Origin of the sequence: Cupriavidus sp. YR651 (assembly GCF_900101625.1) — a bacterium.
Lineage (GTDB): Bacteria > Pseudomonadota > Gammaproteobacteria > Burkholderiales > Burkholderiaceae > Cupriavidus.
Genome location: NZ_FMYZ01000013.1, coordinates 58,304 through 71,824, shown reverse-complemented (window position 1 = coordinate 71,824; position 13,521 = coordinate 58,304). Strand labels below are relative to the sequence as shown.

Below are 13,521 nucleotides of genomic sequence, written 5' to 3'. Positions count from 1 at the left end.
TCGAATTGGCGATCAGGCGCGCGGAGCCCTCAGGCTGTCGCGGATTTCGCGCAGCAGGACGACGTCTTCGGGCGTCTCGGCAGGCTTGGCCGGTTCCTCGTTCTTGGCGCGCATATTGTTAAATGCGCGGACCATCAGGAAGATGATGAACGCGAGAATCACGAAATTGACCACGATGGTCAGGAAATTGCCGTAGGCGAATACGGGCACGCCCGCTTTCTTCAGCGCATCGAGCGTATGCGGGATGCCCGGCGGCGGTTCCGCCAGCGTGACGAACATGTTGGAGAAGTCCAGCTTGCCGATCACGCGACCTACCAATGGCATGATCAGATCATTGACGATCGAGTCCACGATCTTGCCGAAGGCTGCGCCGATGATCACGCCGACGGCCAGGTCCACCACATTGCCGCGCATTGCAAAGGTTCGGAACTCGCTCATCATGCTCATTATTTTTTCCCCTTATTTGTTGCTTCAGATTAACGTTCACGTCTGACTAAGACTGCATCATCGCACCCCTGAGTGCAAGCCTGGATGCGGCTATGGAGCGGGTATGACCGATTATCGACCAGTCGGCTATCAGTAGTTCGCCTATCGTCGCGGGATGTGCCTCAGGTATAATTTTCGGTTGACGCAAGATCAGATTGATGACATCCCCTGGGGTTTGGAATGAGTGACCAGCAGAACGTGAAGAACGTGGACAAAGGTCGCCGCAATTGGTTGATCGCGACATCGGTCGCGGGCGGCGTAGGAGGCGTGGCTGTAGCAGTTCCGTTTGTCAGTACTTTTGCACCGTCGGAGAAAGCCAAAGCCGCCGGCGCGCCAGTCGAGGCAGATGTCGGTGCGCTCAAGCCCGGCGAGATGATGACCGTGGAGTGGCGCGGCAAACCGGTCTGGATTCTGCGTCGTACGCCCGAGATGCTGGCGTCGCTCAAGAAGACCGATGGCGAAGTCGCCGATCCCCAGTCCGACGTGCCCTTCACCATGAAGACGCCGGACTACTGCAAGAACGAAACGCGATCCCGTGCCGAGCACAAGGACTTGCTGGTTGTCGTCGGCATCTGCTCCCACCTCGGCTGTTCTCCGTCCGGCCCGTTTGCGTCCGGCGCCAATCCCCAGCTCGGTTCCGACCCCGGTTTCCTCTGCCCCTGCCACGGTTCGACATTCGACCTCGCCGGGCGCGTGTTCAAGAACAAGCCGGCTCCGCAAAATCTTGACGTACCCCCCTACCAGTTCCTGACCGACACCAAGATCGTGATCGGCAAGGACGAGAAAGGAGAAGCTTGATCATGGCGGCCGAAAAAGAAGTCAAAACCACTGGCCTGCTGGGCTGGATCGACGCCCGCTTCCCCGCCACCCAACTCTGGGAAGATCACCTCTCCAAGTACTACGCGCCGAAGAACTTCAATTTCTGGTATTTCTTCGGTTCGCTGGCGCTGCTGGTACTGGTGATCCAGATCGTCACCGGCATCTTCCTGGTGATGAACTACAAGCCGGATGCTACGCTGAACGCCGCTGGTATTCCGGTGGCCTTCGCCAGCGTGGAATACATCATGCGCGAAGTCCCCTGGGGCTGGCTGGTGCGCTACATGCACTCCACCGGCGCCTCGGCGTTCTTCGTCGTGGTCTACCTGCACATGTTCCGAGGCCTGCTGTACGGGTCGTATCGCAAGCCGCGTGAACTGGTCTGGATTTTCGGCTGCCTGATCTTCCTGTGCCTGATGGCCGAAGCGTTCATGGGCTATCTGCTGCCGTGGGGCCAGATGTCGTACTGGGGCGCGCAGGTGATCGTGAACCTGTTCTCCGCAATCCCGGTGATCGGGCAGGATCTGTCCCTGTTCATCCGCGGCGACTACGTGGTGAGCGATGCCACGCTGAACCGCTTCTTCTCGTTCCACGTGATTGCGGTACCGCTGGTGCTGCTGGCGCTGGTGATCGCACACATCATCGCGCTGCACGAAGTGGGCTCGAACAACCCGGATGGCGTGGAGATCAAGGCGAAGAAGGATGAGAACGGCATTCCGCTCGATGGCATTCCGTTCCACCCGTATTACTCCGTGCATGACCTGCTGGGCGTCGGTGGTTTCCTGCTGATCTTCTCGGCCGTGATCTTCTTCTTCCCGGAAGTCGGCGGCTATTTCCTGGAAGCCAACAATTTCTTCCCGGCCGATCCGCTGAAGACGCCGCCGCACATTGCGCCGGTCTGGTACTTCACGCCGTTCTACTCGATGCTGCGCGCCACGACGTCGAATTTCCTGCCGATCCTGTGGGTGTTCTTCGCCATCGTGCTGGGCATGGTGTTCCTGCGCAGCAAGGACTCACGCATCAAGGCGGGTTCGGTGGCGATCCTTGTCATCCTGGCCCTGGGCTTCTACTTCATCGACGCCAAGTTCTGGGGCGTGCTGGTGATGGGTGGCTCAGTGATCGTGATGTTCTTCATGCCGTGGCTGGACTGCTCGCCGGTCAAGTCCATCCGCTATCGTCCCGCTTTCCACAAGACGATTCTGATCGTTTTCGTGGTGGTGTTCCTGGTCCTCGGCTACCTGGGCGTGCAACCGCCGTCGCCGGTGGGTGAGAAGGTGTCGCAGCTCGGTACGCTGCTGTATTTCGCCTTCTTCCTGACCATGCCGCTGTGGAGCCGCGCCGGTGAGTTCAAGCCGGTGCCGGAGCGCGTCACGTTCCATCCGCACTGAAGCGTTGCGCGAACCCCGACAAGAGGACAAGGACACAAGATGAAAAAGTTGCTTTCGATCTTCGCACTGGTTGGCGCCTGCTTCGCGGCCATGCCCGCAAGCGCGAGCGAAGGGGGGTATCCCCTGGAGCCGGCGCCGCTGGACACCAGCGACGTGTCGTCGCTACAGCGCGGCGCCAAGTTGTTCGTCAACTACTGCCTGAACTGCCACGGCGCATCGATGATGCGCTACAACCGGCTGAAGGATCTGGATCTGACGGACGACCAGATCCGCCAGAACCTGCTGTTCTCCGCCGACAAGGTGGGCGAGACCATGACGATCGCGTTGCCGCCGAAGGATGCCAAGGTGTTTTTCGGTGCCACGCCGCCGGACCTCTCGGTGATCTCGCGCGCCCGCGGCAACGACTGGCTCTACACGTACCTGCGCACGTTCTACCGTGACGACGCGCGTGCCACCGGCTGGAACAACCTCGTATTCCCGAGCGTCGGCATGCCGCACGTGCTGTGGGAACTGCAGGGCCAGCGCGCCGCCAAGTTCGCCGAAGTGGAAGAGCATGGCGAGAAGGTGCACAAGTTCGCCGGCTTCGAGCAGTTGACGCCGGGCAAGCTGAGCACGCAGGAATATGACCAGGCGGCAGCCGATCTCGTGAACTACCTGAACTGGATGTCCGAGCCGGCACAAAGCCACCGCAAACGACTGGGTGTCTGGGTGCTGCTGTTCCTGCTCATGTTCACGGTCTTCGCCTGGCGCCTCAATGCCGCTTTCTGGAAAGATGTGAAGTAAGTTGTAACAGCTAGCTGTGGTTGCCGGAGGGCCGGCGCGGAAGTTGCAGCATTGCAGCACCGCGTCGGCCCTTCTGCATTGCGCAACGCAACCGTAAAGTGTTGAATGGTGCGCTTTCTGTATTTGTAACTTATTTGCTTTTCGATAGGGCGTTCTGACAGAATGTTTGCCCTGTCCGAACTAGCGCTGCCAAGTTCGCCGAATTGCTATGCATTTCGCGGACTTCACACCCAAGGAATTCAACCATGATGGTGTTGTATTCGGGTACCACTTGCCCGTTTTCCCAACGTTGCCGCCTTGTCCTTTTTGAAAAGGGCATGGATTTTGAGATTCGCGACGTAGATCTGTTCAATAAGCCGGAAGACATCTCGGTGATGAACCCGTACGGCCAGGTCCCTATCCTCGTCGAACGAGACCTGATTCTGTACGAATCGAACATCATCAATGAGTATATCGACGAGCGTTTCCCGCACCCGCAGTTGATGCCGGCTGACCCGGTGCAGCGCGCCCGCGCTCGCCTGTTCCTGTTCAACTTCGAAAAGGAACTGTTCACGCACGTCTACGTGCTCGAGAACGAAAAGGGCAAGGCCGCCGAGAAGAACCACGAACGTGCACGTGCCGCTATTCGTGACCGCCTGACCCAGCTCGCGCCGATTTTCGTGAAGAACAAGTACATGCTGGGCGAAGAGTTCTCGATGCTCGACGTCGCCATCGCTCCGCTGTTGTGGCGCCTGGATCACTATGGCATTGAGCTGTCGAAGAATGCCGCGCCGCTGCTCAAGTATGCGGAACGGATCTTCAGCCGCCCTGCTTATATCGAAGCACTGACCCCCTCTGAAAAGGTGATGCGTCGCTAAGACGGATCCGACGCCACCGGAAGCGTAATGTCTGAAACGTCCACCAAGCCCTACCTGATCCGAGCCATCTACGAATGGTGCACGGATAATGGTTTCACGCCGTACATCGCCGTCTTTGTCGATGCCAACACAAGCGTGCCGCGCGAGTTCGTGAAGAACAACGAAATCGTGCTGAACGTGAGTTTTGACGCGACAAGCGGTCTGGACATGGGCAATGAGTGGATTGCATTCAGCGCTCGCTTTGGTGGCGTGTCGCGCAAGATCGATGTGCCGGTGGAAAACGTGCTGGCCATCTATGCGCGGGAGAACGGGCAAGGCATGGCGTTTCCGGTGGAGCGCAGCATTCCGGAAACCCAGGCGGCCACGGAGCGAGAGAATAATCCTCCGCCGAAACTGGCCTCTGTGGATGCGGATGCCCCGACCGCGGTGACGGCGGAAGAGGGCGGCTCGGACGATGATCCGACCCCGCCGCCGGTACCTCGCATCGGCGGCAAGAAACCTTCTCTGAAGGTGGTGAAGTAAGCCATCGTCAAAGTGGACCGCATGCAGTAGAATCGCGGTCTGCACCATACATGCCGGCTTAGCTCATCAGGTAGAGCAGTTGATTTGTAATCATCAGGTGGCGGGTTCGAGTCCTGCAGCCGGCACCAGAATCTAGAACGGGCCACGCATTTGCGTGGCCCGTTTTGTTTTTGCCGTCTCTCCCTAGCCGTGCACTTTGCGACGCCCGTTTGCTTCAGCGGCGCCAAGTTGCTCCCGGGCAGCCAATCCTCGTTGATCGTTCCGCCGATAGCCGAGGAAGACCCATCACTGCAATCAATTTCAAACGCCGTTCGTGATGCCGATAATTCTTCAGCACGCCATCACGACTCCGCCTCGGCAAGCAGGGTTCGACTGTGGCTGAATGAGCGAGAGGCGTCGCCGGGTGTCGCATTTCTGCGTCGTGGCGTTACGGCGTCATTGCGTTGCCAATCCGCCCGAACATAATGTCGACACGCTACACCGACCTAAGCGCGATCCAATGACGACGACGCAAGGGCAACTTCCGCGCCGGAGGCCGGCCGCGCGGATGCGATGGAAGACCGGCCATTCATTTATTTGTCGGGATGACAGAGGAAGGGCAAGTATGGACAGCAGATTTGCATGCCAGGGCATCGTGCGCCTGGCCGCCGCAATTGTCGTCGGGACGCTGGCCGCGTGCGGCGGTGGTGGAGATGGCGACTCCGGAAACTCGGTCGTGCGCGTCACGGAAACGCCCACCGTGACGCCCTCCGCAAGCAACAGCATCACCGCCACGACGCGATGGATGCCGGCCGTCACCGATACCTGGCAGCTTCAACTGCAAGGCAGGCTCAATACGAGCTATAACGCGGTCGCATTTGATTTCGACCTGTTTGATACGCCTCAGACGACCATCGACACCTTGAAGGCGCAGGGCAAACGCGTGATCTGCTATTTCTCGGCGGGTAGCAGCGAAGACTGGCGGTCGGATTTCGCGCAGTTCACCGCCGCCGATCAAGGCAATCCGCTCGATGGCTGGGCGGGGGAGCGTTGGCTCGATACGCGTTCCGCGAACGTGCGCAACATCATGAAAGCGCGAATGGATCTGGCTAGGTCGAGAGGTTGCGATGGCATCGATCCGGATAATGTCGACGGTTATACGAATAACCCGGGTCTGCCGCTGACTGCCGAGACGCAACTCGACTACAACCGCTTCCTTGCTTCCGAAGCCCATGCGCGTGGGCTTGCCATCGGACTTAAGAATGAGATCGCGCAGGTTGCGGAGCTGGCGACAGATTTCGACTTCGCCATCAATGAGCAGTGCTTCCAATACAACGAATGCGGCGTTTATTCAGCCTTTACTACGCAGGGCAAGGCCGTGTTCAACGTGGAGTACGCGACAAAATGGAAGGACCCAGTGAAGCGTGCAACGTTGTGTGCCAAGGCGAAGGCCCTGAATCTGCGCACGCTGGTATTGCCGCTGAAACTGAACGACAACTTCCGATATAGCTGCGACTAGTAGCTGCGACTAATACGGGACCAGTGCGTCGACGCGTGCCGCGCTCAGTGCTTCGGCTGATGCGCGGTCATCCGGCGGCGCGCCCGGCCGCGTTTCCGGTCTTTTCGAGCTCGCGCCAGGCCAGGAACAGGCGCGTATCGAATTCAAGCTGGTGATAGCGCGGCTCCATGTGCTCGCAGAGCCGGTAAAACGCCTTGTTGTGGTCGCTCTCTTTAAGGTGAGCGAGTTCGTGCACGACGATCATGCGCAGGAATTCGGGGGGCGCTTCCTTGAACAACGACGCCACGCGGATTTCCTTCTTTGCTTTTAGCTTGCCGCCTTGCACACGCGATATCGCGGTGTGCAGGCCCAGCGCATGTTGTGCGGTGTCGAGCCGCGCGTCATAGCCCACCTTGTGCAGCGGCGGTGCGCTACGCAGGAATTCCTGCTTGATCTCGGCCGTGTACTCGTACAGAGCCCGATCCGTCTGGATCGTATGACGATCCGCGTAGCGGCGTGCGAGGTGCTCGCCGAGGCCGCCAGCCGCGATCAGCGCGCGCACCTGATCCAGCACGCCCGGGGGATAGCCGCCCAGGAAGCGCATCGGATCCTTGACGCCAGCACGCCAGTTCTCGTTCACGACCGGCGCCTGCTTAGTGATGGTGATGGTGGTGGTGCATCCAGCTGTTATCCATCGAATTCACGAACGACTCGACGGCGTCCTTGTCACCGGTGGCGTGGCGCATCATCTCGCCGCACTTGCAGAAGCCCTGGTAGGGCAGGATATGCGAGCATGCCGATGTCTTTTGCAGGTACAGCGTGACGGGTTTCGTGCACTTCTTGCACTTGAACTTGAGGGTCAGGGCGGGTTTGCTCATGGAATAGCGGAATTGTGCGAAAACTGCGAACCTTCCATTGTACTGGCCGCGACCGGAATCAGCCGAAGTGACCGGAGCCTGCCTCGCTTCGTTTGCTACACTCCCGCCATTCCCCAAATTCAAACCGACTCGCACCCATGGCACAGTACGTATTCACCATGAACCGCGTGGGCAAGATCGTTCCGCCCAAGCGTCACATCCTCAAGGACATTTCGCTGTCCTTCTTCCCCGGCGCCAAGATCGGCGTGCTGGGTCTGAACGGCTCGGGCAAGTCGACGCTGCTGAAGATCATGGCCGGCCTCGACAAGGAGATCGAGGGCGAAGCCACGCCGATGCCGAACCTGAACATCGGCTACCTGCCGCAGGAACCGCAGCTCGATCCGGAGCAGACCGTGCGCGAATCCGTGGAAGCCGCGCTGGGCGGCGTGTTCGAAGCACGCAAGAAGCTGGACGAGATCTACGCCGCTTACGCGGAACCAGATGCCGACTTCGACGCGCTGGCCGCCGAGCAGGCCAAGTACGAGGCGATCCTGGCCGCAAGCGACGGCAATAACGCCGAATTGCAGCTCGACATCGCCGCCGATGCGCTGCGCCTGCCGCCGTGGGAAGCCAAGATCGGACATCTCTCCGGCGGGGAAAAGCGCCGCGTGGCGCTGTGCCGCCTGCTGCTGTCGCGCCCGGACATGCTGTTGCTCGACGAACCGACCAACCACCTGGATGCCGAATCGGTGGACTGGCTCGAGCAGTTCCTCACGCGTTTCCCGGGCACAGTGGTGGCTGTGACCCACGACCGCTACTTCCTGGACAACGCCGCCGAGTGGATCCTGGAACTGGATCGCGGCCACGGCATCCCGTGGAAGGGCAACTACAGCTCGTGGCTGGACCAGAAGGAGCAGCGGCTGAAGCAGGAAGAGTCGAGCGAATCCGCACGCCAGAAGGCACTGCACAAGGAACTGGAGTGGGTACGCCAGAACCCGAAGGGTCGTCAGGCCAAGTCGAAGGCGCGTCTGGCCCGCTTTGACGAGCTGAACAGCCAGGAATACCAGAAGCGCAACGAAACCCAGGAAATCTTCATCCCGGTGGGTGAGCGCCTGGGCAATGAAGTGATCGAGTTCGACGGCGTGAGCAAGGGTTACGGCGACCGACTGCTGATCGACAACCTCAGCTTCAAGGTGCCGCCGGGTGCGATCGTGGGCATCATCGGCCCGAACGGCGCCGGCAAGTCGACCTTCTTCCGCATGCTGACCGGCAAGGAACAGCCGGATAGCGGCGAGATCAAGATCGGGCCGACCGTGAAGATGGCATTTGTCGACCAAAGCCGCGACGCCCTCGATGGAAACAAGACCGTGTTCGAGGAAATCTCGGGCGGCTCGGACATCCTGACAGTGGGTCGGTATGAGACGCCGTCGCGTGCGTACATCGGCCGCTTCAACTTCAAGGGTGGCGACCAGCAGAAGCAGGTCGGCACGCTCTCGGGTGGTGAACGCGGCCGCCTGCACATGGCCAAGACGCTGATCGCTGGCGGCAACGTGCTGCTGCTGGATGAGCCGTCGAACGACCTGGATGTGGAAACGCTGCGCGCGCTGGAAGATGCGCTGCTGGAGTTCGCCGGATGCGTCATGGTGATCTCCCACGATCGCTGGTTCCTCGATCGTATCGCCACGCACATCCTGGCGTTCGAGGGCGAATCGCATGTGGAGTTCTTCCCGGGCAACTACCAGGAATACGAAGCAGACAAGAAGCGTCGCCTGGGCGAAGAAGGGGCCAAGCCGAAGCGCATTCGCTACAAGCCGATCGACCGCTGATCGTTGCCGGATCATCCGGGCAGGCTGCAAGGGTGGCCTGAACCGGGCGATCGCTGACGACCGGCCCCGATGATCCACCCTCCGCAGTCATCGCTGCGGAGGGCCGCTCCCGACGGCCTTGCAGGTCCGTCGCCTCGACGCATACGTAGTCCTCAATTCCGTCAAGTCCGTGGCTGGCGCAATGCCATCCGGGTGTGACGCGCATACCCCGCCTCTCCGAATCCCACCGGCACGATATTCACAACGCGGTCTCGCGGCAGGGACGCGTTAGAGCGTCATCATTAGCCTCTCCGAATCTGTCGAATTTCGCGCAGGCGTCGCCGCCATTCACGCGAGTCCGGCGTCGGATCAAACGCCAGCCTGTCGACGGTTGCGTCGCATCAAAATTGCTGGCGTGGCGCAAGCGGATAGTGAACGCGTCGTTCATTCTCCCCACACGAAGGTGCGCCATATGTCCTTATCTCGACGTCAATTCTTTACCCTCGCAGGAACGGCTGGCATGGTGAGTGCCGCTGAGCTATTCGACATGAATCCGGCTGCGAAAGCACTGGCAAAAACCGTCGATGGCGCGTCTGGGTCTATGGCCAACTTCACCGGTTCCGTGGCGCACGCTACCCACTATGGCCCCTTCGTGGCGATGGTGGAGCGGGGGAAAATCAAGAAGATCGCCCCAACGAAACTCGATGCCCAGCCAAATGAAATGCTCACCCAAGGCGTTCTGGCCCGGACTTATGACAAGACTCGAATTGCCGGACCGATGGTGAGGAAGTCGTACCTGGAGGGCATCGATGGCAATCGCAAGCCTGAGCTGCGAGGCAAGGAGGAATTCATCCAGGTCTCCTGGGAAGTTGCCCTGGGACTGACGGCCAAAGCCATTCTCGATACGATCGAGAAACACGGCAATGAGAGCATCTTCAGCAGCTCCTACGGCGGATGGTCGCACGCCGGTATATTCCGGCCGAATGTCCTGCAGGGAAGATTCTTCAATCTCGTGGGCGGCTGTTCCTATACCACGGGCGACTATTCCGGCGGGGCGGCGCAGATCGTCATGCCCTACGTCATCGGTGACCTGGAGGTCTATTCTCCGCAAACCGCGTGGGAGCAAGTGCGCGACAACACCGAGGTCTTTCTGCTGGTGGGCTGTGATCCCGACAAGAACAATCGGATCGAATACACGGTGGCGGACCACGAGATGTTCGATCACTGGGCGGAGATAAAGAAGGCCGGCGTCCGCTTCATTTCCATCAACCCGCAGTTCACCACGACCGATGAAAAGATGGGTTCGGAATGGGTGCGCATCGTTCCGAACACCGATACCGCGCTGTTCCTGGCGATGAGCCATCACTTGCATGTCACCGGCAAATACAACAAGGCTTTCATCGACCAATACACCGTAGGCTTTGATCGCTTCCTGGCTTACCTGTCAGGCAAGGACGCCGATGGGAGTCCGCCAAAGACGCCGGAGTGGGCGGAGAAGATCACCGGTATTCCCGCAGGGAAAATCCGCGAACTGGCCGAACTCATGGCCAGCAAGCGCACGCAAATCGCTGGGTCCTGGTCCATCCAGCGCGCCCATCATGGTGAGATGCCCTATTGGGCGATCGTGAATTTCGCCTGCATGCTCGGCAATATCGGTTTGCCGGGTCAGGGCATCGGCTTCAGTTGGCACTATGGTGGTGGTGGCACCGCGCAATCCGGGGGAACTGGTCCCCTCGGCATCGCTCAAGGACGCAATGCGGTGAAGAAGCTCTGTCCTGCGTCGCGCATCAGCGAGATGCTGCAGTACCCCGGCAAGGCCTTCACCTATAACGGCAGCCAATATACGTACCCGCTGGTTAAGATGATCTACAACGCGGGCGTCAATTTCATGTCGCACCAGCAGAACCTGAATGAACTGATCAAGGCGATGCGGAGCGTGGATACCGTGGTCGTGCAGGATTGCTGGTGGTGTGCCTCCGCACGCTGGGCCGACATCGTGCTGCCAGCGACCACCACGCTCGAACGTAACGACATTTCCTCGGGCGGCACGTACAGCAATGACAAGATCTTTGCCATGAAGCAAGCCATTGCACCCCAAGGCGACGCGCTGGATGACTACGAGATATTCCGACGCCTCTCCGCCTTGCTCGGTGTCGAGTTGGGATTCAGCGAAGGCAAGACCCAGATGGAACACGTGAAACTGGCCTACGAAGGCAGTTCAGCGGCCAAACACATGTCTTTCGAAAAATTCTGGAAGGAAGGGGTTGCCCGGCTCGACGTACCCGCAGCCGCACATCGCTGGGTAAGGCATGGCGATTTCCGGTCCGATCCGGCGAAGCATCCACTGCATACCCCGACCGGCAAGATCGAAATGTATTCGGCGACCATCGAGAAAATGAAACTCGCCGACTGTCCGCCGTTGCCCAAGTTTCTGGAGCCGGCCGAGTATCTTGGGAATGCCAAGTCCGGGCAATTGCATGTTGTCAGCCCGCATCCCTACAACCGCCTGCATTCCCAGATGGCTAACGCGGAGCCGGTGCGCGAACTGTATGCCGTCACGGGTCGCGAGCCATTGGTGATCAACCGGGAGGATGCTGCGGAACGCGGTATCAGGGAAGGTGATGCAGTCGAGCTCTACAACGAGCGAGGCGCCATTGTGGTGGGCGCCGTTCTGTCGGACAAGATCATGCGGGGCGTGGTCAGTATCTATGAAGGGGCGTGGCCCCAGATCGACCGCAAGGGACGTTGCAATAACGGCCTGGTGAATTTCATTACGAGCAGTCGCCCGGCTAGTGGCTTGAGCCAGGCAACCGTCGCGGATACGTGCCTGGCGTACTTGCGGAAATGCACGGATGCCGAAGGTCCGAGTCAGGCGTATGTGCCGCCCAGGACTATTCGAAAGAAGGTGGCTTTCGATAGCAAGTACTACGGGCTTGATCGTTCATGGTCACTACGGCAGAAGGCCACCATGAGCATGTCCCTGGGAGAGCGCATCTTCTATCAACGCTGCACGGTATGTCATGGTCCCCGCGATCCGGGCCAGTTCAGTGAGAAGCAATGGCTCGGCATCACGCAAAGCATGTTCCCCCGGGCAGGCTTGAATGACGAAGAGCGCAAGGCTGTTCTGGAGTTTCTGCTCAAGAACGCCAAAAAATAGCAACGCTGGTGCGAGCTGCCGCCGCCTGCACTGATACTGCGGCAGCCTTCACCCCTTCACCAACCGCAGCCGGGTAATTTCCGATGGCGCGCCAAAGCGCTTCGGCGGCCCCCAGTAGCCCGTCCCCCGACTGACGTAGACCCACAGCCCCTCGTGCCGGTTCAGGCCGTGCACGTAGGGCTGCTGCATCGGCACGAACAGGTTCCACGGCCAGAACTGGCCGCCGTGGGTGTGGCCGGACAACTGCAGGTCAAAGCCCGCCGACGCCGCTGCCGGGGCCGTGCGTGGCTGGTGCGCCAGCAGTACCCGCACCGCCGCATCGGTCGGTGCACCGGACAGCGCCCGGGCCGGGTCACTGCGATGACTTTCGATGAATTTTCCTGCCGAGTAGTCGGTCACGCCGCCGAGCACCAGTGCTGCCCCCGCGCGATCGACCACGACGTGCTCGTTCATCAGCACGCGTACGCCCAGGCGCCGCAGTTCGGCGATCCACGGTTCGGCGCCCGAGTAGTACTCGTGGTTGCCCGTGACAAAGTACGTGCCGTCCCTGGCGGAGAGCCGCGCCAGCGGCGCCGTGTGTAACGCCAGTTCGCGCACGGAGCCGTCGACAAGATCGCCGGTGATGGCCACGGCGTCGGCCTGCAGGCCGTTCACACGGTCCACGATGCGATCGAGATAAGGCCGCTTGATCGTTGGCCCGACGTGGATATCGCTGATCTGGGCGATGGTGAAGCCATGCAGCGCCTCAGGCAGGTTGGGGATGGGCACGTCCACTTCCACCACCTTCGCCAGCCCGCGCGCATTGATATAACCGATCAGCGTCACGACCAGCGCCAGGATCAGCGCCGCCGCCGCGCTATAGGCCAGCGATCCCGCCGGATGCCAGCCGACGATCAGGGCGACGAGCAGAAAGATATCCCGGGCAACCGTCAGGATCAGCAACGATGAGAAGAAGCCCATCGCCAGCATCCCGATCCAGGAAATCCGGTCCGCCCAGGGTGGCGCGAACCGGCGCGCCAGCAGCGCGCTGGGCAGCAGCAGCGCCGAGACGATCAGCCAGAGCGCCCCCACGCAGCTCACTGCCATCGGCACGGGCAGGTCCGGCAACAGCCGCACGCCGATATAGGCATGCAGCAGCGCCGTGATCGAGGCGGCGAACAGGATCGAGCGGCGGGGGGCATGGCACTCATGACGGGTTCTGGAGGATGGGGTTCGGACAAGGTGAGGCTGTCGCAACCGGGCTTCAAGGGGCGGAGGGCGAATAAGAAGCCAAGCAAGATGCACACCCGGCTGCCCCGGAGCACCTCTCCGGGCGTACCTGTCGCTGCGGTGATCTGTCCGTTTTCCATCGGGACAGTGAATGTTTTTGAATC

At 60.3% G+C, this 13,521-nt stretch carries 12 protein-coding genes and 1 tRNA gene; 9 read left to right on the top strand and 4 right to left on the bottom strand.

The genetic code is table 11. From position 1 onward, the window contains the following. Window positions 1-12 precede the first annotated feature (12 nt). Entirely contained in the window at window positions 13-447 is a 435-nt protein-coding gene (mscL, locus tag BLR29_RS26125) for a large conductance mechanosensitive channel protein MscL (protein WP_092141107.1), read from the bottom strand. A 219-nt stretch (window positions 448-666) separates the two neighbouring features. Here mscL and petA point away from each other — a divergent pair, with 219 nt between their 5' ends. From petA to BLR29_RS26090, 7 genes are all read left to right on the top strand, one after another. Beyond that, window positions 667-1,284 carry a ubiquinol-cytochrome c reductase iron-sulfur subunit gene (gene petA, locus BLR29_RS26120; protein WP_092141105.1) on the top strand — a complete coding sequence of 206 codons (618 nt, stop codon included), beginning with the start codon at window positions 667-669 and terminating at the stop codon, window positions 1,282-1,284. A 2-nt stretch (window positions 1,285-1,286) separates the two neighbouring features. Next, complete coding sequence (locus BLR29_RS26115; protein WP_092141103.1) at window positions 1,287-2,690, top strand: cytochrome b; 1,404 nt, start codon at window positions 1,287-1,289, stop codon at window positions 2,688-2,690. A gap of 39 nt (window positions 2,691-2,729) precedes the next feature. Further along, window positions 2,730-3,473, top strand: a complete 744-nt coding sequence (locus BLR29_RS26110) for a cytochrome c1 (RefSeq protein ID WP_092141101.1) — start codon at window positions 2,730-2,732, stop codon at window positions 3,471-3,473. A gap of 245 nt (window positions 3,474-3,718) precedes the next feature. Beyond that, window positions 3,719-4,330, top strand: a complete 612-nt coding sequence (locus BLR29_RS26105; protein ID WP_008643086.1) for a glutathione S-transferase N-terminal domain-containing protein — start codon at window positions 3,719-3,721, stop codon at window positions 4,328-4,330. A 27-nt stretch (window positions 4,331-4,357) separates the two neighbouring features. Next, window positions 4,358-4,852 (top strand): ClpXP protease specificity-enhancing factor, encoded by a 495-nt coding sequence (locus BLR29_RS26100; protein ID WP_092141099.1) that lies wholly within the window; start codon window positions 4,358-4,360, stop codon window positions 4,850-4,852. 52 nt (window positions 4,853-4,904) lie between these two features. Continuing rightward, window positions 4,905-4,980: transfer RNA gene (locus BLR29_RS26095), tRNA-Thr, on the top strand. Window positions 4,981-5,456: 476 nt separating this feature from the next. Continuing rightward, window positions 5,457-6,350, top strand: a complete 894-nt coding sequence (locus tag BLR29_RS26090) for an endo alpha-1,4 polygalactosaminidase (protein WP_092141097.1) — start codon at window positions 5,457-5,459, stop codon at window positions 6,348-6,350. Between the two features lie 67 nt (window positions 6,351-6,417). Here the strand turns inward: BLR29_RS26090 and BLR29_RS26085 are convergent, their stop codons facing one another. Both BLR29_RS26085 and BLR29_RS26080 read right to left on the bottom strand, forming a co-directional pair. Then, window positions 6,418-6,933, bottom strand: coding sequence for a M48 family metallopeptidase (locus BLR29_RS26085; protein WP_092141274.1), 516 nt, complete (start codon window positions 6,931-6,933; stop codon window positions 6,418-6,420). A gap of 49 nt (window positions 6,934-6,982) precedes the next feature. Next, window positions 6,983-7,207, bottom strand: a complete 225-nt coding sequence (locus BLR29_RS26080; protein WP_092141095.1) for a hypothetical protein — start codon at window positions 7,205-7,207, stop codon at window positions 6,983-6,985. 137 nt (window positions 7,208-7,344) lie between these two features. Between BLR29_RS26080 and ettA the strand changes: the two genes are divergently transcribed. Together ettA and BLR29_RS26070 are read left to right on the top strand one after the other, a co-directional pair. Next, entirely contained in the window at window positions 7,345-9,012 is a 1,668-nt protein-coding gene (gene ettA, locus BLR29_RS26075) for an energy-dependent translational throttle protein EttA (RefSeq protein ID WP_092141093.1), read from the top strand. A 499-nt stretch (window positions 9,013-9,511) separates the two neighbouring features. Further along, window positions 9,512-12,148 carry a molybdopterin-dependent oxidoreductase gene (locus BLR29_RS26070; protein WP_218132719.1) on the top strand — a complete coding sequence of 879 codons (2,637 nt, stop codon included), beginning with the start codon at window positions 9,512-9,514 and terminating at the stop codon, window positions 12,146-12,148. Between the two features lie 48 nt (window positions 12,149-12,196). On the opposite strand, the gene BLR29_RS26065 is transcribed toward BLR29_RS26070, so the two are convergent. After that, window positions 12,197-13,312: a metallophosphoesterase gene (locus BLR29_RS26065; protein WP_255371452.1), complete on the bottom strand. Its 1,116-nt coding sequence runs from the start codon at window positions 13,310-13,312 to the stop codon at window positions 12,197-12,199. Window positions 13,313-13,521 lie beyond the last annotated feature (209 nt).